The following is a 20791-nucleotide window of genomic DNA, read 5'->3' on the forward strand; positions in this document are numbered from 1 at the left end:
TGGAAAAATAATGAACTTTTATTCTAAAAATTACAATTGGTGGTGGGAAAAAGTTGTTAAATAAAATATTTGCATTTGTAATGGCAGTGGGTGTGCCGCTTTCCATTATTGGAACATTGATGCACTGGTCAAGTTTGATTTTATTTGTCATCTACTGTTTAACCATTATTGCATTAGCCAGTTTTATGGGTAGGGCAACTGAAAGTCTGGCGATTGTTGCAGGCCCCCAGATAGGAGGATTGTTAAATGCAACCTTTGGAAACGCAGTTGAACTGATTATCTCAATTTTCGCCCTGAAGGCAGGCCTTGTAGGGGTTGTATTAGCTTCATTAACGGGGTCAGTTCTAGGAAACTTATTGCTTGTTGCAGGATTTTCCTTTTTTATTGGCGGTTTAAAATATAAACGTCAGGAATTTAATGTTTATGATGCGAGGCATAATTCAGGACTCTTAATGTTTGCAGTGGTCATCGCTTTTTTGATACCAGAAGTTTTTTCGATGGAGTTGAAAAAAGCAGACACGATTACGTTAAGCACGGGAATTTCCATTATTCTTATCTTTCTATATCTTGCTGCACTTTTCTTTAAACTGGTTACCCATCGAGGCGTTTATCAACACGATAAAGAAACAGAAGGTCATCACGAAGAGGAGCCGGAATGGGGGAAAGGGAAAGCGATCGCTATTTTATTTATTGCAACGCTCATCGTTGCTTATATTTCTGAGCATCTGGTCCATACTTTTGAATTTGTCGCAAAATCTTTTGGCTGGACAGAGTTATTTATTGGCGTCATTATTGTTGCGATTGTCGGTAATGCTGCAGAACACGCTTCAGCGGTATTAATGGCCTTCAAAAACAAAATGGATGTCGCTATGGAAATTGCGATAGGATCCACGCTGCAAGTGGCCATGTTTGTTGCTCCTGTCCTTGTGATAGCATCCCTTTTCTTCGATCAGCACATGCCTCTTGTATTCAGTTGGCCGGAATTAATCGCCATGGCCTCTTCCGTACTCCTTATGGTGGTCATTTCTAACGATGGGGAGAGCAACTGGTTTGAAGGGCTTACTTTAATTGCTGCATATTTCATCATGGGAATTGGTTTTTTCTTGTTATAGAAAAGTCAAGAAAAGGCTCTGAGCCACAAGTGGTTCAGAGCCTTTTCTTTGTATTTAGTAAGTATTTTTTCGAAATGATTTATTTAGGGAAGATCAACCGCTTTCTTTTTTTGGGACATCAACCACCAACCTTCATGTTAATTTTAAAATCGAAAAACACGAGTGTTGAATACCATGAATGACGGAAATCCCAACCTCCTTAAAGTTGAAATAGAGCGAATTGATAACTACCCTCCTTTGTATTTGGATATCTTTATTATAATGTAAAGTTAAAATAATGTAAATATTTTGATTATTTATTTTAACGTATTTTGGGTAATTTTTTTTTTGAAATGGATAATATCATGATTCTCCGAAAAAACTAGAAAAAGGATGCCATCTTTGAAGGGAGAACTCACGGTGAAAAAATATTCCTCTGTATTCATGCTGCTTATTTTTATGTTTACATTACTACCAGCCGCATTTGCTGCTAATAATCCTGCAGACAAAGTGAAATATCAGGTACCTGTGTCGGTGAAAAATATAACGAAGGAAAATACGTATCCCAATCCGACCCAAGATTTGCCTTTACTACAGCCAAGCGATTTAACCAAAAAGCTTCTTAATTCTTCAAGAATAAAGATTGAGAATCCAGATTTAATCAGAATGTTAAATGAATCAAGTATTAATAGCACTCCCTTTGCTATTGGATATCGGGCAATTGTTTATTTGGGGCAATGGCCGTTAAACTATGAGTCCACCGAAACATCACCGAATTGGGAGTTCCAAAAAATTAATACCAACTATTGGGATAACCGCGGCGGGAATGCCCCTTATCAGATTCATTACGTACAGGAAACACAAAAAGTTATTAAAGGTGGTTTAACTGCAAAGATTCCTAATGCAGAAGATGTAAAGAAAATGATGTTATTAAAAGCAACCGAAAAGACCAAGCTGCCACTTGCATTTGAAACCGTGATTGGCGGGGGAACGAAAAATGAACATATTTATAATATCCCAATCAATCGTTTAGGCTATTTATATGCGTATGCTCCTGCAGTAAACGAAAAAGGGAAGGTTACGTATGGAGAAGTTTATTTGATGTTAAAAGGAAATAGGAAATTTATTGTCATAAAGAATGTAACTTCGCAAGGAATTGGAGCTTGGATTCCGGTTCAGGACTATGTTTCCTTCGGATTCGTTGCGGCTGAGAGGCCAAGGTAATGGATAATGGCTCCTGACTTGTCTCAGGAGCTTTTTCCATCTTTTAAAAGAAAGGATTGCATATGGTGCAATAGTTCGATAGGATGTTAACGGGTATAGAAAGGAGCGATAGGTTTGGGCAGTCCAGTAAATGATAAAAATTCGCAGGTTACGTTCTTAAAGCAACGTTTAAATATGTTTCTCGATGTTCTTGATGCAATTGATCCTGAAGAGACGGATCTCGATGATGTGGATCGTTTAATTGCCATCATTGATGAGTTAGAATCAAAATGCCGAGAATTTCAAAACCGTGAATGCGAAGAGTCTGTATGAACAGGCTCTTTTTTTGTTCTGAAATAATTTCGGGCGGTGGATTTTATGGCAAAAAACATGAAAATGTAACCGGTTTCGAGCTTATTCTTTTAATCCCGAGTCGTTAGGAGTATAATTGTAGCGAAAATAGTTGTAAAATTATAAATAAATCCATACTGGGATGATAGGATTCAACAAAGGGAGAGGGGTACAAGAATGAATTTAGCCAAGTTTGAAGAAAGCATGTACAAATTAGTTGTTGAAACATCAACAAAGCTTCCTAAAGATGTACGTCGTGCTGTAAAAGCAGCAAAGGAACAAGAAAACGCAGGTACAAGAGCAGCAATGAGTCTTGCTACCATCACGAATAATATCAAAATGGCTGACGATAATGTATCACCGATTTGTCAGGATACAGGACTGCCAACCTTTAAAATAAAAACACCTGTTGGCGTAAACCAAATTCAATTAAAACAAGCGATTTATAATGCAATTGCCCTTGCAACAAAAGAAGGAAAACTGCGTCCAAACTCCGTAGATTCCCTAACAGGTGAAAACAGCGGCAATAACCTTGGCGGAGGAACACCTGTCATTAAGTTTGATCAATGGGAAGAAGACTATATTCAAGTAAAGCTTATATTAAAAGGCGGAGGCTGCGAGAACAAGAACATTCAATACAGCCTTCCTTGTGAACTTGAAGGACTTGGCCGTGCAGGCCGCGACCTTGACGGTATCCGCAAATGTGTCCTTCACTCTGTATACCAAGCTCAAGGACAAGGATGTAGTGCCGGATTTATTGGAGTCGGAATCGGGGGGGACCGTTCTTCAGGCTACGATTTAGCGAAAGAACAGTTATTCCGTTCTGTAGAGGATGTAAATCCAAATGAAGATCTTCGCAAGTTAGAAGAATATGTTATGGAAAATGCCAACAAGCTTGGGATTGGTACCATGGGATTTGGCGGTGAAGCTACATTATTAGGCTGTAAAGTTGGCGTTATGAACCGGATTCCAGCAAGCTTCTATGTTTCTGTTGCTTATAACTGCTGGGCGTTCCGCCGTTTAGGCGTAGCGGTGAATCCTGAAACTGGCGATATTCAGGATTGGATGTATCAAGAAGGAGAAAACGTTGATTTTTCACAAACAGAAGCGGAAAAAGAAACAGCTGCTGCGTCATCTGAAGATGTGATCACTCTTCAAGCACCGGTGACAGAAGAACAAATCCGCAGCTTAAAAGTTGGCGATGTTGTTCAAATTAACGGAGTTATGCATACAGGACGTGACGCAATCCATCACTACCTGATGACACATGATGCTCCAATCGATTTAAATGGTCAAATTATTTACCATTGCGGCCCGGTTATGTTAAAAGATGAAGAAGGCGTATGGCATGTGAAAGCTGCAGGCCCTACAACCAGTATTCGTGAGGAGCCATACCAAGGCGACATCATGAAAAAATTCGGCATTCGCGCAGTGATCGGTAAAGGCGGTATGGGACCTAAAACTCTAGCTGCTCTTCAAGAGCATGGCGGCGTATATTTAAATGCCATTGGTGGTGCGGCTCAATATTATGCAGAATGTATTAAATCTGTTGATGGTGTCGACCTTACCCAATTCGGTATTCCTGAATCAATGTGGCATTTATCAGTTGAAGGCTTCACTGCTGTCGTGACGATGGACTCACATGGAAACAGCCTCCATGCAGATGTGGACAAATCTTCATTAGAAAAATTAGCACAATTTAAAGAGCGCGTATTTAACTAAGATAATGATTTTACAAAAGGTAGGCTCCGAAAGGGGTCTATCTTTTTTTGCAAATAAACAGTCACGCATGAATCCCTTATAATTCCAATCATGTTTTTCCAAATATAACAAACAATAAGAAAAAGCAAAAATAGGGGGAACATGGAAATGCGGGTATTAAGCTATCTTGTCATTTTTTTTGCAATGGTAATTGGACCTTCTTATGCACATGCCTTATCCAATCAGCCCATTCATTGGGGCTTTAAGAAAGGTGTAAATGAACAGCAAGCAGAAGCAGGACCGCAGCTTGATGCTGTTTTAGAAAAGTATGGCGGCTTTTATAAGGGTGACCCAAACTCGAAGACTTTATATCTCACTTTCGATAACGGCTATGAAAATGGCTATACGCCTAAAATCCTGGCGGTACTAAAAAAAGAAAAGGTTCCAGCTACATTTTTTGTAACAGGACATTACTTGGAATCGCAGCCGAAGTTAGTAAAACAAATGGTAAAAGAGGGTCATATCGTTGGAAATCATTCGTGGTTTCATCCTGATTTAACAACAAAAAGTGATGACAGAATCAGAGAAGAGTTAGATAAAGTAAAAGTTGCTACGAAAAAATTGACAGGTCAAAAGAAAATGAAATATGTTCGGCCTCCAAGGGGGGTTTTAAGTGAAAGAACTTTGAAAGTGGCAAAAGATGCAGGTTATACACATGTTATGTGGTCACTGGCTTTTGTCGATTGGAATATCAACCACCAAAGAGGCTGGAAGTATTCCTATGACAATATTATGAGACAGGTTCATCCTGGTGCAGTCATCCTTTTACATACCGTCTCAAAGGATAACGCCGATGCATTGGATAAAGTTATTAAAGATTTAAAGAAGAAAGGTTATAAATTCAAAAGTCTTGATGATTTTCCAAAGAAAAAATAATGCCTACACAAAGCCGATCCATATGGAATTCGGCTTTTCCTCTATCCTTGAAAACATGCTATAATAACGGGAAATACGAAAAGGATGGAAAAGTACGTGTGGCAGGAAAAAATTCAAATTGAAGGGCCTTATAATTTTGATCGGGTCTTGGAAAGGCATTCGCTTGACCCGCTAAACAATATTGATAAAAATAATCGTTTCATAAAAGTGCCGGTTGTGTTAAACGATGAACCGCATGTTGTTGAAATTAAGGCAGCTGGAACAGTCGATAACCCTATTTTTATATTAAGAGGGATAAATCAGACGTTACAATCCACTTTGATGGAAAGAGTGTCGGAAATTTTCCAATGGAATGTCCCCCTAAATCCTATTCTCGAACATTTTCAAAAAACAGATCTGAGTGAGCTTTTTAATGAACATATCGGGACTCCGCTTGTTCTCGATTTTGATGTGTTTGGTTGTTTATTAAAATGTATTATTCATCAGCAATTAAATTTAAAATTTGCTTACACCTTAACGGAACGGTTTGTAAAAACTTTCGGTTTTGAACAAGAAGGAGTTTGGTTTTATCCAAGCCCAGAAACTGTTGCAGGCCTTGAAGTGAGCCAATTGCGGGAACTTCAATTTAGCCAAAGAAAAGCAGAATATGTGATTGGCGTAGGCAAAGCGGTTGCAGAAGGTGAACTTAATTTAGAATCGCTTAAGCATGCAAGTGAGGAAGAAATATTTAATCGTTTAATTAAACTCCGCGGTGTGGGGAATTGGACAATCCAAAATCTTCTGCTGTTTGGTCTTGGGCGTCAAAATCTTTTTCCAACAGCTGATATCGGGATTCAAAATGCATTGAAAAAACTATATAAGCTTGAGCAAAAGCCAACCCTGGAGCAAATGGAGCAATACAAAAAAGAGTGGGAGCCATACTTGAGCTATGCTTCTTTGTATTTATGGAGAAGCATTGAATAATTTGGAGTGAAGAGAATGAAAAATGAACAAATAGTAAGAATTAAGCCAACACAAACCTTTCCGCTCACGATCAAACGTCTTGGAATTAATGGAGAAGGCGTCGGTTATTTTAAAAAGCAAGTGGTGTTTGTTCCAGGTGCGCTGCCAGGCGAAGAAGTGGTCGTTGAAGCCACAAAAGTACAGCCCAAGTTTGCAGAAGCAAAAATAAAAAAGATTCGTATTCAATCTCCCTATCGAGTTAAACCGCTTTGTCCTGTTTATGATATTTGCGGAGGCTGTCAGCTGCAGCATTTGCGATATGACCAGCAATTGAAAGAAAAACGTGATATCGTGATTCAATCACTTGAGCGGCATACAAAGCTCAATATTGATAGCTTAGATATCCGCGATACGCTCGGAATGGAAGAGCCATGGGGGTACCGTAATAAAAGTAGCTTTCAAGTTGGAGAAAAAGACGGTAAAGTCCTGGCTGGATTGTATGGATTGAACTCACATAAGCTGATTGATATTGACCATTGTGCGGTTCAGCATGCTCATACCACTGAAGCTACCGTAAAGGTGAAGCAAATTCTAGAGGATTTACATATTCCGATTTATAATGAAAAAACAAAAAAGGGAATTGTTCGGACAATTGTTACTCGGGTGGGGATCCAAACTGGTGAGCTTCAGGTCGTTTTAATTACTTCGCAAAAGGAAATTCCACAGGCGAACACTTTAATAGAAGAAATTCAAAAACGTTTACCAAATGTGAAATCAGTTATCCAGAATATTAATGGACAAAAAACTTCCCTAATTTTTGGAGATGAGACAAGGGCATTAGCTGGCGAGGAATTTATCCAAGAAACGCTGGGCGATCTCCAATTTGAATTGTCTGCCCGCACCTTCTTTCAGTTGAATCCAGTCCAAACAGTGGTCCTTTATAATGAAGTAAAAAAGGCAGCAGATTTGACAGGTACTGAAAAAGTGGTGGATGCTTATTGCGGTGTCGGTACAATTGGCTTGTGGCTGGCAGACCAGGCAAAAGAGGTTCGTGGAATGGACGTCATCTCGGAGTCGATTGAGGATGCCAAGAAAAATGCAAAACGTCATGGCTTCACTAATACCAAATACGTACCAGGTAAAGCAGAAGAGGTTCTCCCAAAATGGGTGAAAAAAGGCTGGAAGCCAGATGTTATCGTTGTAGATCCACCTAGAACAGGTTTGGACGACCAGCTGCTCCAAACCATCCTCCATGTGGAACCGAAAAAACTTATCTATGTTTCATGTAATCCGTCTACCTTAGCTAAGAATATACAAACGTTAAGTAAGAAATATGAAGTGAAGTACATCCAGTCAGTCGATATGTTCCCGCAGACTGCACATGTGGAATGTATCTCGCAACTCATTTTAAAATTGTAGCCCAAAAATGAACTCTTCCGAACCAAAATAGAAAATTCCGATTGCAGCCCTGATTTTGTGAAAAAATACTTTTCCGATTTCAGGGCTGTTCCATGCTCCATCCCTTGTCCTGACTGGCTTTTCCCGTTAGTTGCTCTTGACCAACTTTCGGAAGACTTTATTTTAAAACCGAAAAAAACGTGAAAAAAATGCGGAAAAACAGGCGAAAAAACGGCCATTTTTGAATCAAAAAACCTTCAAAATGGGGGTTCCATCGGAAAACTTTATTTTCATAGCGACGGTGGAATGCGGATTGGAGGCGGGGGATTTCGGAAATTTAAAAATTTGTTGAACATAGTAGGAAAGAAGATTCTAATTTAGTTTGTAATATTTAATCCATAAGATGGAAAATAGAGAAAAGAGTAAACAATGAAGTTAATTTTCGAATTAAAAGTTTGAATGTAGATACGCCATGGAATTTCATAAAATTAGTAATGGTAGAGTATGGTTTTCCACAAAGTTGTCTCTATTTTTATATAGCTGTTATTTTCCTCTGCCCTCTGCTACAAAGTTTTTCCTACTGTCACATAGTCGGTACAGGACCGCTAGGGAATCCAGGTGGAACGAGCAGCCAAGGAACCGTTATTCAACCTTTAATCAAACGTTTGATCAATAAAAAAATAATACAAGTTCGGGTGGATCCAATAGTGGTTAATCTTTTTTTCGTGTTCCAATACCGATCCAATTCCTTGCCCCGTAAGGGTTCATAACGTGTTTGAATGTTGCCTCAACATCGTTTCTATACAGTTCGAAAGAAAACACGGAAAAGAAGAAAAAGAGCCATGAGAAAAGAGGGGAATTCTGTTTCTTTTCTCATGTTTACCTCTTTATTCAGTTCCCGTTCAGGGAAAAACTATATTGCATAGTCAGAATATTCGATGCAAGCCGAGTAGAGGGGATAATGGAGAAAAGAAAGCCCTTTGAGGGAAGAACCTAATAACAGAAAAAATAGAAGAAAAAGAGGGCATGGAGCTTACAATTGCAAAGGCTTGATGGAGAGAGAAGGGAAAATCCTGACTAAATAACAGCAAATACCTGCAGAAATCAGAAAATAGGACAAAGGCAGGAATGGCAAGGGATTGAGGAAAAGGGGATACTATATTTATCCATCAAATTTTTGTCTTTACTAAAAAACTTTAGGTCATTCCACATCTATTTAAAGCCAAAGTAGTTTTCTAAACTTAAAAAGTAAAAGCCACTCATTTTAATACAGTAAAAAAACGGGAAAAATATTTTTGAGTATATTGACCTATTATCAGGAGACTCCTCCTGTAGAAGAACTAGATGAAATGAGTAAGAGTGCAATTTCAGAAATGGGAAACATGATTATGGGTAACACTGGCAGTATTTTTGCAAGTAAAGATATAAACATTGATATTACCCCTCCCTCTTTATTGATCGGGGAAAAAATTGAAATATCAAACAAGGTTCCTACTATTGTTATCCCAATTGAGCTTCAAGGAGTAGGAACTTTAACAATAAATGTGATGTCGGAGGATTTAATTTAGAGTTTTGAATGATTTAAAGTATTAATTATAAGAAGCCCACCAGATTGTTTTTATGACAGATTTTCTACCATAAACATAAATAGAGTCGTGCATACTGCAAAGCCGAAGACTTTCTGAAGCAATTCAGCTATCTTCGGTTTTTATTCTGAAAGGATAAATTATTAACAAAGTAAAAGGTGGTATTTAATATTCAAATTTTAGACATAAAATAACTTAAAAACTATGATTAACTTCACCATGATTAGAATTAATAAGGTATATAAATATAATTGTTTCCGAAATGGATGGCTTTTGATGATAATAAAAACTATAGGTTAATAATAAAATGCTGGGGGAAGGGAAAATGATTCTTGCAAAAGAGGATCAATTAGAAACGGATCTTCGAGAGGCACTTGAAAGAAATGAATTTAGAGTATATTACCAACCAAAACCAGATTTAGTTTCAGGAAGAATTATTGGTGTTGAGGCATTGATTAGATGGGAACATCCAAATAAGGGATTAGTCTTACCGGCGGAATTTATTCCTCTTGCAGAAAAAACAGGACTAATTGTCCCAATTGGTGAGTGGGTATTACGAACGGCTTGTTTAGAAACTTATTCTTGGAGGGAAGCAGGTCTACCCCCTATTATTTTGTCCGTTAATCTTTCCGTACGTCAACTTTATCAGCCAAACTTTGTCGAAAGAGTCCAAGATATTTTAGAAGAAACGAGATTTAATCCTGAATATCTAGCTTTGGAAATTACAGAAAGTATGATGATGGACAAAAATCAAGTTTTTCACACTCTAATGGGATTGAAACGACTTGGGGTACAAATTAGCTTGGATGACTTTGGAACAGGTTTTAGCTCTCTTCGTTATTTACGTGAATTTCCAATTGATAAAATTAAGATTGACCAATCTTTTGTTCGAAATTGTCCCACTGATTTAAACGATGCAAAGATTGTAAAATCAATTATTGCAATGGCACATCAATTAAAACTAAATGTTATTGCTGAAGGAATTGAATCAAAGGATCAATTGGTTTTTCTGCAGCAAAATCATTGCAATATAGGGCAGGGCTACCTGTTTAGTAAGCCCGTTCCTCAAGAGGAATTAATCCAACGTTTTAATCAGATTGAACAAATTATACCTCGTGAGGGAATTCCTCAAAAGGTTAATAAGCAAAAACGTTTGGAAGAAATGTTAGAAACCGCACGTCAAGATTTATATGATACCGTAAGATTACAACAAGGTTTGATCTTTAAGATAAAAAAAGAAAATGGTAAATTTATCCATTTACTATCTGATGGCAAGTTGATGTATAAAATGGGACTTACCCCTGAAAAAGTTGTCGGAAAAGAGCTAAGAGACTTTCTGCCAATGAAAGTTGTCGATGAGATTTCTTTATTTTACCAAAAAGCATGGGAAGGCGAAGAGGATGTAACATATGAAGGAGAATTAAATGGCATTTATTATAGTGCTTCGTTAAGCCCTATTTATAGGGGTGGACAAGTGGTTGAGGTAATTGGTTCCTGCTACGACATTTCTGAACAGAAGTGGGTGGTAGAAGCGTTAAGATTAAGTGAATCCAAATACCGCCTTATTGAAGAGAATATACTTGATTTAATTGCAACATTTGACATAGATGGCGCGGTACTCTATGCATCTCCTTCTCATAAAAAGGTGTTGGGGTATACTCCCAAAGAATATGAAACACACTGGGCTTTTGATTTGGTTCATCCAGATGATGTTCCCGCTATTCAATTACAATTTTCTTCTATGATCGAAACAAAAGAGTCTTGTCAAGTTGAATTTCGACATCAACATTCTCAGGGAGGTTGGGTTTATATTGAGGCTAAAGTTACCCCTATCTACGATGAAAGCAATAATTTTAAATATATACTTGCAGTAGGCAGAGATATTTCAGAAAGAAAGTAGAAGAGTACAGCATTGCACATGAAATCAGGAACCCACATATTACGATTAAAAACTCTAAAGTCCGTAATAGGTAACTTTTTTGGAGGGCTTTATTTATGAATGACATGTTAAAAGAATCATTTGCTGAGATATACCGATCTATTATTGAACATAATCCTGATGCTATATTCGTTTTTTCTAAAGATGGGAAAGTTGAGGAGGTTAATCCAGTAGTAACAAAAATTTTTGGCTACTCCCAAGAAGAGGTCAAAGGAATCCATTATCAAGAATTTATCGTTCCTGAACAAGTAGAAAAGGTAAACAATTACTTTGGACAAGTGTTACAAGGGACTTCGTGTGAGGATAGTATAGATGTTTTTCATAGAAGCGGAGATATCCTCCATTTGCATGTGAAGAGCATACCTTTAATGATTCAAAACAAAATTGTTGGTATTTTTTGCGTTGCGAAAGATATGACGAGGCAGAAACAATTAGAGGCATCATTAAAGGAAAGTGAAGAGCGGTATCGGAAGTTGGTGGAGTATTCGCCAAAAGGGATTCTGGTTCATCGAAAAGGAACCATTCTTTATGCCAATCCATCAGCATTAAGTATGTTAAACGAGGAGAATTTGATGGATAAACTAATTTTTTCCTATATTCATCCTAACGAACATGAAATGTACAAACAAAGGATTTCTGAAACAGATATTGGGAAGGAGCTGCCACTTACTGAAATAAAGATGATGCGGCGGGATGGGGAAGTGATTATTGTTGAGATGGTGGGAATTTGGATTTCCTTTAATGGGATTCCTACAATTTTAACTATATTTAATGATGTTACAGAAAAGAAAAAAATTGAAAATGCCTTAAAGGAAAGCGAAAATAAGTATCGCCTCTTAACAGAAAACTCTCTTGATTTAGTTCAACTCGTGAACCCCGATGGCATAATTTCCTATGCCTCACCATCTCATAAAATAATATTGGGTTATGAACCAGAAGAATATATAGGGAAGAGAGGACTTTGCCAGCTACTGGATGAGACCTTTACAGATACTTCTAATGATTCGGAGCACATTTCAAAATCCAAAACTTGCGAAATCATTCAGAAGCATAATATGGGATATGACGTTTGGTTGGAAGTGAAGGGAACGCCTGTATTTGATAGGAACGGGGAACTTCAACATATTTTATTTGCTGGTCGTGAAATTACAGAGCGAAAGAAACTCCAACGTCATTTGGAATATTTGAGTTACCACGATAGTTTAACTGGAATTTCGAATCGAAGATTTTTCAAAGAAAAACTGGAACAGTCACTTAAAGAAGCGAAGCAATATGGAAGAAAACTTACTGTAATGTTTATGGATATTGATGACTTTAAACAAGTCAATGATAGGTATGGTCATGATGTGGGCGATGAACTCCTCAAACAATTTTCAAAGAGGGTAGGTAATCAGCTCAGAGAAGGCGACATAATCACTCGACAAGGTGGAGATGAATTTACGATCCTTCTTTTAGAAATACAAGAGAAACAGGATGCAATAAAAATTGCTGACCGAATTCTTACATCTCTTCGTGAGCCTTGGCAAATTGGAAAGCATGTCTTTTTAACGACTTCCAGTATAGGTATTGCTTTTTACCCCAAAGATGGAATTTCCAGACATGAATTGATGAAACATGCTGATACCGCCTTATATGAAGCAAAGGAGAACGGAAAAAATAATATTAAAGTGTATTCTTCGAAAGGTGAATTCTAAGAAGAGAATTAGAGATATAGCAGGGTTACTTAAACAAGAACCGCAAGGATTTGAGAAGCTCTTTAGTTGTCATCATGTTGGATAGCTACCTTTAAAGAACACTTTTTTATTTCCGTGAAACTTAATTCTTCCCTACTGTAACTATGTTGGTACCGATGCAGGGAAAACAGGAAATGAATAGGAATTAATATAAAAGTCGGGAAGCATATCGACGGGTACGGCTTCTTGGTTCTTTTTATTTGATCAAAGGTTTGATTGAAGGTTGGAAAAGGCAGGATAAATCAAGGATTATGTATAGCTGATATTATCTCGGTTTTTGTGCTACAAAGTTCTTACCAACTGCAAATAGTTGATGCCCGAAGGAATGGATACTTGTAAGAACGAGTAACCACAGCGATATGTATGTAATCGTAGTGGTCTCAATTGAAATTCAGGCTGGATCTAAAAGTGGTCCAGTCCTTTTTCTTTGTTCAATATTATCCCGATTTCTTGCCCTGTAAGTGTTTCGACCATTTTTTCTTCGTTACCGCTGTATCTATTCTGTTGTTTTCCTCACTGTATTAACCCGTTGGTAGATTCAGCATTGGAACCGTATTTGTTGTTATAGAGATCCAGATACAAAATTACCTTTCCGACAAATTACCAGTGATGATGTTTGGTTAGATTATCCAACTTCAACACTTTACAACATATGGCAATCAGAAAGCCAAACACAAGATCAATGAGAAAGTGCAGAATATGGATATTGACGCTTACAATTTTAAAACAAAGAAGCCTACATTGGGTAAATCCTTTGTAGGCTTCTTTTGTATTTTTGATTGTATATCAGGTTTGTATTCCTAAATTTTGATAAAAGGTGGTTATTTCCCAATCAACTGATCGATTACATTGATCAATTCCCCAATTTCAGGTTTACTTACTTGTGCGTCTGCTCCAACATTTTCCCCTTTATGACGTAAATCATCAGTAATAAGGGAAGAGAAAATTACAACCGGAATATTGGATAATAACGGGTTTTCCTTGACCTGCTTTGTAAAAAATAGGCCATCCATAACAGGCATTTCAATGTCCGTAATAATTAAATCAACCGTTTTTTCTATATCTGTTTTATTTGTAATACCTGTACTTAAATAGTTTAAGGCATCTTTCCCATTTTCAAAAATATCTATTTTTTGGAAGCCCGCTTCTAATAATGTATTTGAGATTAGACTTCTTAGTAAACTGGAATCCTCAGCCACAACAATTTTATATTGTGAGCGGTCTTGTTTCTTTACCTTTTTTAATCTTTCAGTGTTTATTCCTACAAACGGATTAATATCAACAACAATTTTTTCAAAGTCTAAAAGTAAGATCAAATTATCCTCTTTGCGGACAATTCCAGTAATAAGATTATCTGCACTTTGAAGTAAATTTGTTGGTTTTTCAATTTCACTCCATGAAATTCGATTAATTTTATCAACGCCGTGAACATGAAGAATAACCTTTTGCTGATTAAATTCAGTAACAATATATTTATCGTGTATTGGCTGTTCAGATTCGGGATATCCCAACGCTTTGGCAATATTAACAACTGGTAGAACCTCGCCTCTGATTTCCATAATTCCTTCCATGCTTTCATGAGAATGGGGGACTTTTACAATTGGAATAGGATTAATGATTTCTCTTACCTTTATAACATTGATACCAAATTTAGAATTTGCTACAGTAAATTCAACGATTTCAAGTTCATTTGTTCCACTTTCAAGCAAGATACCTTTTTCCTTCACTTGTTATACCTCCGTAAATTCTAGCTTTCTATGTTCTAAAAGTTTCACTTGTTCCATTGCCTCTTTTAATTTATCGTCAACTACACTTGCATCCTCGATATGTTTTATAATCACTCCATTAGCTTGTTCAAAAAGATGTTTTGTATCACTGATTTCACTCATCACATTTTGGGAGGATTCCTTTTGTTCCTCGATTTTTTTATTAACACTATCTACTTCAGTTTTAACACTATTGATTATTTTCGATATGTAGTCTATTTTCTGTGATGTATCTGCACTTAAATGAACCCCATTTAGAACAAGTTCCGTACTTGCAGTGGTTGATTTTAATGTTTCTTGAATATCTAACCGAATGCTTCTTGTTAATTCACTAATGCTATTCGTACTATCCGCAGTACTTTCTGCTAACTTTCGGACTTCTTCTGCCACAACAGCAAATCCTTTTCCTTGTTCTCCAGCTCTTGCTGCTTCAATGGAAGCGTTTAGTGCTAATAAATTTGTTTGGTCTGCAATCTCCTTAATGACTTTAACAATTAATTCGATTTCCTTTGAGCGTTCATTAAGCTGATTCATTTTAGAATACGTTTCTTCTAGTTGTTTACCTAACAGTAAGATTAATTGTTCAACCTTTTCAACAGATTGCCGGCCTTCTTCTGTTTTTATCACCATGTCTTCTGCCGATTTAAGCAATGCTTCTCCTTTTTGGGAAAGGATAGCTGAATTCTCATATGAATGCTCACTGTGGATATTGACTTTAAGAAAACGTCCCTTTATTTTTTCAATCAAATCCCCCATCAAATGGTGCTGACTATTGACCAATTCATGTTGTTCAATAGTTCTTGATAACTCTATACTAAAAGATTCTATAAACTCCTTTGAAGACTGGTTACTTTTTTTTGCTTCTTCAATAACAAACTCTAGCTTTTTTTCATGCAATCTTTTTCTTCTATCAAACTTTGATATTTCTTTCTGGATAATAACATTTTTAACCCCCAAACGATTGATATCTTAGTTTTGTTAAAATGTGACTTTTGAACCTCTTATATAACATTAAACTATAATTTAATATTTGAAAGTGTGACTTTCTTCTCATAAATCTCATTTTTATAGTGATAAAATAATTGATAAAGTGTAAAGAGCTTTCTCATAACGTTAAAAAATACTTAAAGAAATCCGGGGGAGAAAATTGAGATTAACAATAGGGAAAAAACTATCTTTAGGTTTTGGTTCCGCTTTATTTCTAATGTTTATCATGGTAGGGTTTGCTTATTATGAAATGAATTCCATAAAAAATACATACGAGAATTTATTAAATAACTCTATAAAAAAAGCCAATCTTATTCATCAACTTGTGGAATCTGAAAAGGAGATTGAACTTGCCACACGTGGTTATCTACTTCTAGGAAACCAAAATTCATTAACTGTTCTAGCTGATTCTGAAAGTAAATATAACATATTAAATAAAAAAGTATCCACAATGGATAAAAGTACGAATGAAGGAAATGTGTTTTCCCAATTGCAGAAGTTTAGTGAGCAATATGCACTGGTTTCTGATAAAATGATTGCCTTGAAGAAGAAAAATGACCCGAGCTATGTAAGCGTGCTTTCCAAAGATGGCTATCCTCTTGTAACTGGTTTTAGGGCAAAAGCAAATGAGATGATTCAGATTCAGGATAAACAGACTGCCCAAATCCGCAATGAGGCCAATTCAAAAGTGGCGACCATTCAAATTATCCTTTTGCTATTCAGCGTTTTTGCCTTACTTATTAGTGGAATCATTGCCTTTTATATTGGAAACTCTTTATCGAAACGCATTAAAATATTCTCTAATGCTGCCAGAAAAATTGCTGATGGTGATTTAAGTCAAGAGAAGATAAAAATAAGGGCAAACGATGAAATCGGTGATCTTGGTATTTCTTTCAATGATATGACACAAAACCTTCGAAACGTTATTAAAAAAATTAATATAAGTGCAGAACAAATGGCGGCTGCATCGGAAGAACTGTTTGCCACAACGGAACAATCCACACAAGTAACAGAGCAAATTACTTCTGCCATTCAAGAAGTTGCAAGCGGTTCTGAAGTACAGGTAGAGAGCTCTGAGGAAAGTGCCATTGCGATGGAAGAAGTTGCAATGGGTACACAAAGAATTGCAGAATCTGCTTTAACCGTGAAAGAATCAGCAGAAAAAACTAGTACTTTATCGGAGCATGGACAAACATCTATAAACAAAGCCATTCTACAGATGACTACGATTGAAAAAGAAACAGAAAATATGGTAACTGCAATTCAACACTTGAAAGATCGATCACTTGAAATAGGGAAAATTATTGAAGTTATAACCAATATTACAGAACAAACAAATTTACTTGCCTTAAATGCAGCAATTGAGGCGGCACGAGCTGGCGAGCATGGAAAAGGATTTGCTGTTGTAGCTGATGAGGTTCGAAAATTAGCAGACCAATCTCGTACCTCTGCTTCTCAAATAGTAGAACTTATTGAATATATTCAAAAAGATACGGAAAAGGTAAATCAAAGTATTACTGAAAATTCAAAAGAAGTAGTACAGGGCAAAACAATCATTTTTGAAACTGGTGTGGATTTTAAAGAAATATTAATAGCTGTTTCAGATGTAAATGAACAAATACAAGAAGTATCTGCCGCATCTGAACAAATTTCAGCCAGTACGCAACAAGTGGCGGCCTCTGTATCGCAATTATCATCTATTGCAAAAGAAGCCTCTGCAAAATCACAAAATGTTGCAGCTGCATCACAAGAGCAATTAGCCTCCGTGGAGGAAATTACTTCTGCAACAGAATCATTAAGCGAACTGGCTCAAGAAATGCAAGAGATTGTTGCAAAGTTTAAGATTTAGTATATCCCTAACAAAAGCAATCGTATCACTAGCACACGAAAAAATAAAAGTGATCTGAGAATAGTAGAAAACTTTCTAAGTTTCCTTTTCTAATCTGTTACTAACCTCACTGTATAGAACAACGTCAGTCTATTTCGTTCAATGTAAAATGCGTTTGATGGAGTTATTGTGGAGTGGATGGAGACTATCAGCGTATTCACTATTTTCTTGCCTACTGTAAAACACTAAATTTAATAAGAAATCAAAATGGCCTAAATAAATTTTAATATAAATTAATAATATTTCATAAGCTCATATCCTAATTAAATAGAATGTGGGCTTTTTATTTTGGTAATAGATACAGATTAAAGGAGGGAAGGGGATTACTTAGCAAAGAGTAATTATCAATAAAAGGTAATTCGCATGAAACTGCAATTAAAAAGTGACGATATTACCAATGAAAGAGACTAAGGAGACATCTGAAGGCTGGCTGTGGAATAGTGATATATTACGTGTCTGTGTGGTTGCATGTTATACCGGAAATATTTCTTAGAAATGGCTTGTGCCCCTTCCAAATTGAAGTTGTAGGGTATTAAGGGTATTTCCTTATAGAATGAAAGAGTTTCATGAATTTGTCGAAAAAGTGAAATTTAATTAAATGGTAAATAAGCAAAAAAACTTTAGTATAATAGAAATAGAACTAAATACCTATATTTGAAAAGAAAGATTAAAAAATTACCGAAAATAAGCTACAGAGGAAAACATCAACTTGTTCATAAATTAGAGCGGAGACTAACCAGCCTTATTAGTTGGTCTCTTTTATGGTTCGGAAGTTTTACTGCGATAAGGTGGCGAAGTTTTGAAAATGAAAGAAACATTCGAAGTCTTCAAATTAGAGGAGGATTTAAAAAAGGCACTGAAACAGGGGGAGTTTCGATTATATTATCAGCCAAAGGTCGATTTAGTTTCAGGAAAAATTATGGGGGTTGAGGCTTTGATCCGATGGCAACATCCTGAAAAAGGAATAATTTCGCCATTAGATTTTATACCCATCGCCGAAGAGACAGGACTTATTATTCCTATGGGAGAATGGATTTTACGAACAGCCTGTTTACAAAATATGAAATGGATGGCTGCCGGGCACCACCCCTTACTTATGTCTGTCAATTTATCAGCACGGCAATTGTATCAGCCGAATTTCGCCGAAAGTGTAAAATACATTATAAATGAAACAAAACTTCTTCCTGAATACCTCACGTTTGAAATCACTGAAGGAATTATGCTTGATGCCTTTAATGCCCCTAAAGTGATAAGGGAACTAAAAAATATTGGTGTACAAATTAGTTTAGATGATTTTGGCACTGGTTTTAATTCTCTTTATTACTTACAAGAAATTCCAATCGATAAAATCAAAATAGATCAATCTTTTGTACAAAATTGTACCTCAGACTTGAACTCTTCAACGATTGTAAAGTCAATTATTGAAATGGCCCATCGGTTAAAATTTGGGGTTATTGCGGAAGGAATCGAGACGAAAGAACAATTAAGTTTTCTTCAGCAAAATCTATGTAACATTGGTCAAGGCTTTCTATTTAGTAAGCCGTTACCACCAAAAGTGTTAGAGAGGAATTTTTATACAATTGAGCAAGTAATCGTTCGTGAAGGTATTCCACCTGAAGCGAGCAATCAAAAGTTGATAAGAGAGAGTATCAAAAATAATCGTGAAGAATTACTTGATAGGATGGGAATGCAGCAAGGACTGATTTTTAGATTTAAAAAGGTGAAAGGAAAATTTATCCACACCTTATGTGATGGCAAATTATTATATCGAATGGGGCTTTCACCAGAATGTGTGATTGGAAAGGAATTAAGAGAGTTCGTACCCAGTTCCCTTGCTAAAGAGCTGGAGACCCATTATCAACGGGCATGGGATGGAGATGAAGATGTAACCTACGAGAAAGAATTTAATGGAATATTCTATATTACTAATTTAAGTCCGATTAGAAAAGGTGGGGAAGTAGTTGATGTTTATGGGTCAAGTATCGACATCACCAAACTGAAACAGACAGAAGAGGCGTTAAAGGTAAGTGAATCCAAGTATCGTATTATAGCAGAAAACACCCAGGATTTAATTAGAGTAGTAGACATAAATAACTTTATTGAATATGCTTCTCCTTCACATGAAAAGATATTGGGATATTCACCAAAGGCGTATATTGGCCGTCCGATTTTCGAAATGATGCACAAGGAAGATTATCCTCGTATTAAAAAACAATATGCTGATGCGTCTCTATCTAAAAAGCCTATTCAAGCAGAGTTTCGTTTAAAAAAGGTGAATAGAGACTGGGTGGATTTTGAAGCAAAGGTTACACCTGTTTTATCTGACAACAATGGAGAGGTAAAACATTTTGTGATAGTGGCCCGTGACATTTCTGAACGAAAGATTAGAGAAAAATTAATGCGAAAGTAGGAAAAACTTTCGGTCGTTGGACATTTGGAATCAGGTATTGCTCATGAAATACGTAATCCACTTACTACTATACAGAGATTTGTTCAGCTTTTACAAAAGGAAGTTGATAAGCCACTTTATGTGAATACCATGATGTCCGAAATTCTAATTTGCCGCTTATTCAGTGTGATAGTAATCAAATTAAATAATTATTCATTCAGATTATGAAAAATGCTGCTGAAGCAATGCAAGATGGAGGAACTCTCAAGATACAAATCCTTTATAAAGGTACAAACTTTGTAAAAATAAAGTTTATTGATCGGGGGATTGGAATAACTAAGGATAGGTTGGATAAATTAGGGAACCGTTTTATAGTATAAACGAAAAGGGAACTGGATTGGGATTAATGCTAAGTTATAAAATTGATCAAGAACATGGCGGTTGGATTGACATTAGGAGTACACCTCATCTAGGAACAACAGTGAATGTTATATTGCCTATCATTCAAGGCAGCATAAAGGGAAGGCCGTAGAAGGATATATATATAATAGCATTTTTTTAGTCATGCCGTGTGATTTAAACATGACCCAGATGCAGACAAGCATGGCAAGGAGTCTTTCGAGATTATTCTCTGATCTAAATCTATGGCAATTCGAGCTGGATCCAATAGTGGTCCAGTCTTTTTCCTTTTTTGAAGCCTATCCAATTCCTTGTCCCGTAAAGGCTCATCCTGTTTTTTCTCCATTATCTTCTTTCTATTCCGTTGTTTTCCTCACTTTATAAACCCGTAGGGTTTCAGTTCTTTTTCGTGTGTTTTTCAATAGAATTTTTTCTCTTGATCCCTTCTTTGATCCTAATTCTTTGCCCATTATGGGAAGAAC

Annotated in this window: 15 protein-coding genes and 1 pseudogene; 14 read left to right on the forward strand and 2 right to left on the reverse strand. The window is 36.4% G+C overall.

Annotation, left to right across the window (positions count from 1 at the left end; translation table 11 throughout):
- Positions 1–53: 53 nt before the first annotated feature.
- From cax to RCG17_RS17290, 10 genes are all read left to right on the forward strand, one after another.
- Positions 54–1112, forward strand: a complete 1059-nt coding sequence (gene cax, locus RCG17_RS17245) for a calcium/proton exchanger (RefSeq protein WP_308171364.1) — start codon at positions 54–56, stop codon at positions 1110–1112.
- Positions 1113–1550: 438 nt separating this feature from the next.
- Positions 1551–2315: a YfkD famly protein gene (locus RCG17_RS17250; RefSeq protein WP_374120966.1), complete on the forward strand. Its 765-nt coding sequence runs from the start codon at positions 1551–1553 to the stop codon at positions 2313–2315.
- Between the two features lie 114 nt (positions 2316–2429).
- Positions 2430–2627 (forward strand): SE1561 family protein, encoded by a 198-nt coding sequence (locus tag RCG17_RS17255; protein ID WP_308171366.1) that lies wholly within the window; start codon positions 2430–2432, stop codon positions 2625–2627.
- Between the two features lie 195 nt (positions 2628–2822).
- The gene (locus RCG17_RS17260; RefSeq protein ID WP_308171367.1) at positions 2823–4367 is read left to right on the forward strand and encodes a fumarate hydratase; all 1545 of its coding nucleotides are present in this window, start codon (positions 2823–2825) and stop codon (positions 4365–4367) included.
- A 147-nt stretch (positions 4368–4514) separates the two neighbouring features.
- A complete protein-coding gene (gene pdaA, locus RCG17_RS17265) occupies positions 4515–5282 on the forward strand; it encodes a delta-lactam-biosynthetic de-N-acetylase (protein WP_308171368.1) in 768 nt (255 codons plus the stop codon).
- Between the two features lie 84 nt (positions 5283–5366).
- Positions 5367–6245 (forward strand): DNA-3-methyladenine glycosylase family protein, encoded by an 879-nt coding sequence (locus RCG17_RS17270; protein WP_308171369.1) that lies wholly within the window; start codon positions 5367–5369, stop codon positions 6243–6245.
- Positions 6246–6260: 15 nt separating this feature from the next.
- Positions 6261–7643 carry a 23S rRNA (uracil(1939)-C(5))-methyltransferase RlmD gene (gene rlmD, locus RCG17_RS17275; RefSeq protein WP_308171370.1) on the forward strand — a complete coding sequence of 461 codons (1383 nt, stop codon included), beginning with the start codon at positions 6261–6263 and terminating at the stop codon, positions 7641–7643.
- Positions 7644–8917: 1274 nt separating this feature from the next.
- Positions 8918–9190: a chemotaxis protein CheX gene (locus RCG17_RS17280; protein WP_308171371.1), complete on the forward strand. Its 273-nt coding sequence runs from the start codon at positions 8918–8920 to the stop codon at positions 9188–9190.
- A 343-nt stretch (positions 9191–9533) separates the two neighbouring features.
- The gene (locus tag RCG17_RS17285; protein WP_308171372.1) at positions 9534–11108 is read left to right on the forward strand and encodes an EAL domain-containing protein; all 1575 of its coding nucleotides are present in this window, start codon (positions 9534–9536) and stop codon (positions 11106–11108) included.
- A gap of 95 nt (positions 11109–11203) precedes the next feature.
- Positions 11204–12841, forward strand: coding sequence for a PAS domain S-box protein (locus RCG17_RS17290; RefSeq protein WP_308171373.1), 1638 nt, complete (start codon positions 11204–11206; stop codon positions 12839–12841).
- Positions 12842–13701: 860 nt separating this feature from the next.
- Here RCG17_RS17290 and RCG17_RS17295 read toward each other — a convergent pair.
- Together RCG17_RS17295 and RCG17_RS17300 are read right to left on the reverse strand one after the other, a co-directional pair.
- A complete protein-coding gene (locus RCG17_RS17295) occupies positions 13702–14607 on the reverse strand; it encodes a chemotaxis protein (protein WP_308171374.1) in 906 nt (301 codons plus the stop codon).
- Positions 14608–14610: 3 nt separating this feature from the next.
- Complete coding sequence (locus RCG17_RS17300) at positions 14611–15543, reverse strand: methyl-accepting chemotaxis protein (protein ID WP_308171375.1); 933 nt, start codon at positions 15541–15543, stop codon at positions 14611–14613.
- A 250-nt stretch (positions 15544–15793) separates the two neighbouring features.
- On the opposite strand from RCG17_RS17300, the gene RCG17_RS17305 reads away from it, so the two are divergent.
- The 4 genes and pseudogenes from RCG17_RS17305 to RCG17_RS28375 all read left to right on the forward strand — a co-directional run bounded on the left by RCG17_RS17305 (position 15794) and on the right by RCG17_RS28375 (position 20442).
- Positions 15794–17482, forward strand: a complete 1689-nt coding sequence (locus RCG17_RS17305) for a methyl-accepting chemotaxis protein (RefSeq protein ID WP_308171376.1) — start codon at positions 15794–15796, stop codon at positions 17480–17482.
- Between the two features lie 844 nt (positions 17483–18326).
- A complete protein-coding gene (locus RCG17_RS17310; RefSeq protein WP_308175873.1) occupies positions 18327–19931 on the forward strand; it encodes an EAL domain-containing protein in 1605 nt (534 codons plus the stop codon).
- 24 nt (positions 19932–19955) lie between these two features.
- Positions 19956–20138 (forward strand): histidine kinase dimerization/phospho-acceptor domain-containing protein, encoded by a 183-nt coding sequence (locus tag RCG17_RS28370; protein ID WP_374120839.1) that lies wholly within the window; start codon positions 19956–19958, stop codon positions 20136–20138.
- Positions 20135–20442: pseudogene (locus RCG17_RS28375) on the forward strand (ATP-binding protein). The gene RCG17_RS28370 and the pseudogene RCG17_RS28375 overlap by 4 nt, the downstream one beginning before the upstream one ends.
- Positions 20443–20791 lie beyond the last annotated feature (349 nt).

Origin of the sequence: Neobacillus sp. PS3-12 (assembly GCF_030915385.1) — a bacterium.
Classification (GTDB): Bacteria; Bacillota; Bacilli; order Bacillales; family Cytobacillaceae; genus JAEVLT01.

Bases quoted from the DNA above. Each gene is read 5' to 3' on its own strand.
- RCG17_RS17250 (WP_374120966.1), top strand. From the start codon at position 1,551: ATGTTTACATTACTACCAGCCGCATTTGCTGCTAATAATCCTGCAGAC.
- rlmD (WP_308171370.1), top strand. From the start codon at position 6,261: ATGAAAAATGAACAAATAGTAAGAATTAAGCCAACACAAACCTTTCCG.
- RCG17_RS17310 (WP_308175873.1), top strand. From the start codon at position 18,327: ATGAAAGAAACATTCGAAGTCTTCAAATTAGAGGAGGATTTAAAAAAG.
- RCG17_RS17270 (WP_308171369.1), top strand. From the start codon at position 5,367: ATGGAAAAGTACGTGTGGCAGGAAAAAATTCAAATTGAAGGGCCTTAT.
- RCG17_RS17285 (WP_308171372.1), top strand. From the start codon at position 9,534: ATGATTCTTGCAAAAGAGGATCAATTAGAAACGGATCTTCGAGAGGCA.
- RCG17_RS17260 (WP_308171367.1), top strand. From the start codon at position 2,823: ATGAATTTAGCCAAGTTTGAAGAAAGCATGTACAAATTAGTTGTTGAA.
- RCG17_RS17290 (WP_308171373.1), top strand. From the start codon at position 11,204: ATGAATGACATGTTAAAAGAATCATTTGCTGAGATATACCGATCTATT.
- pdaA (WP_308171368.1), top strand. From the start codon at position 4,515: ATGCGGGTATTAAGCTATCTTGTCATTTTTTTTGCAATGGTAATTGGA.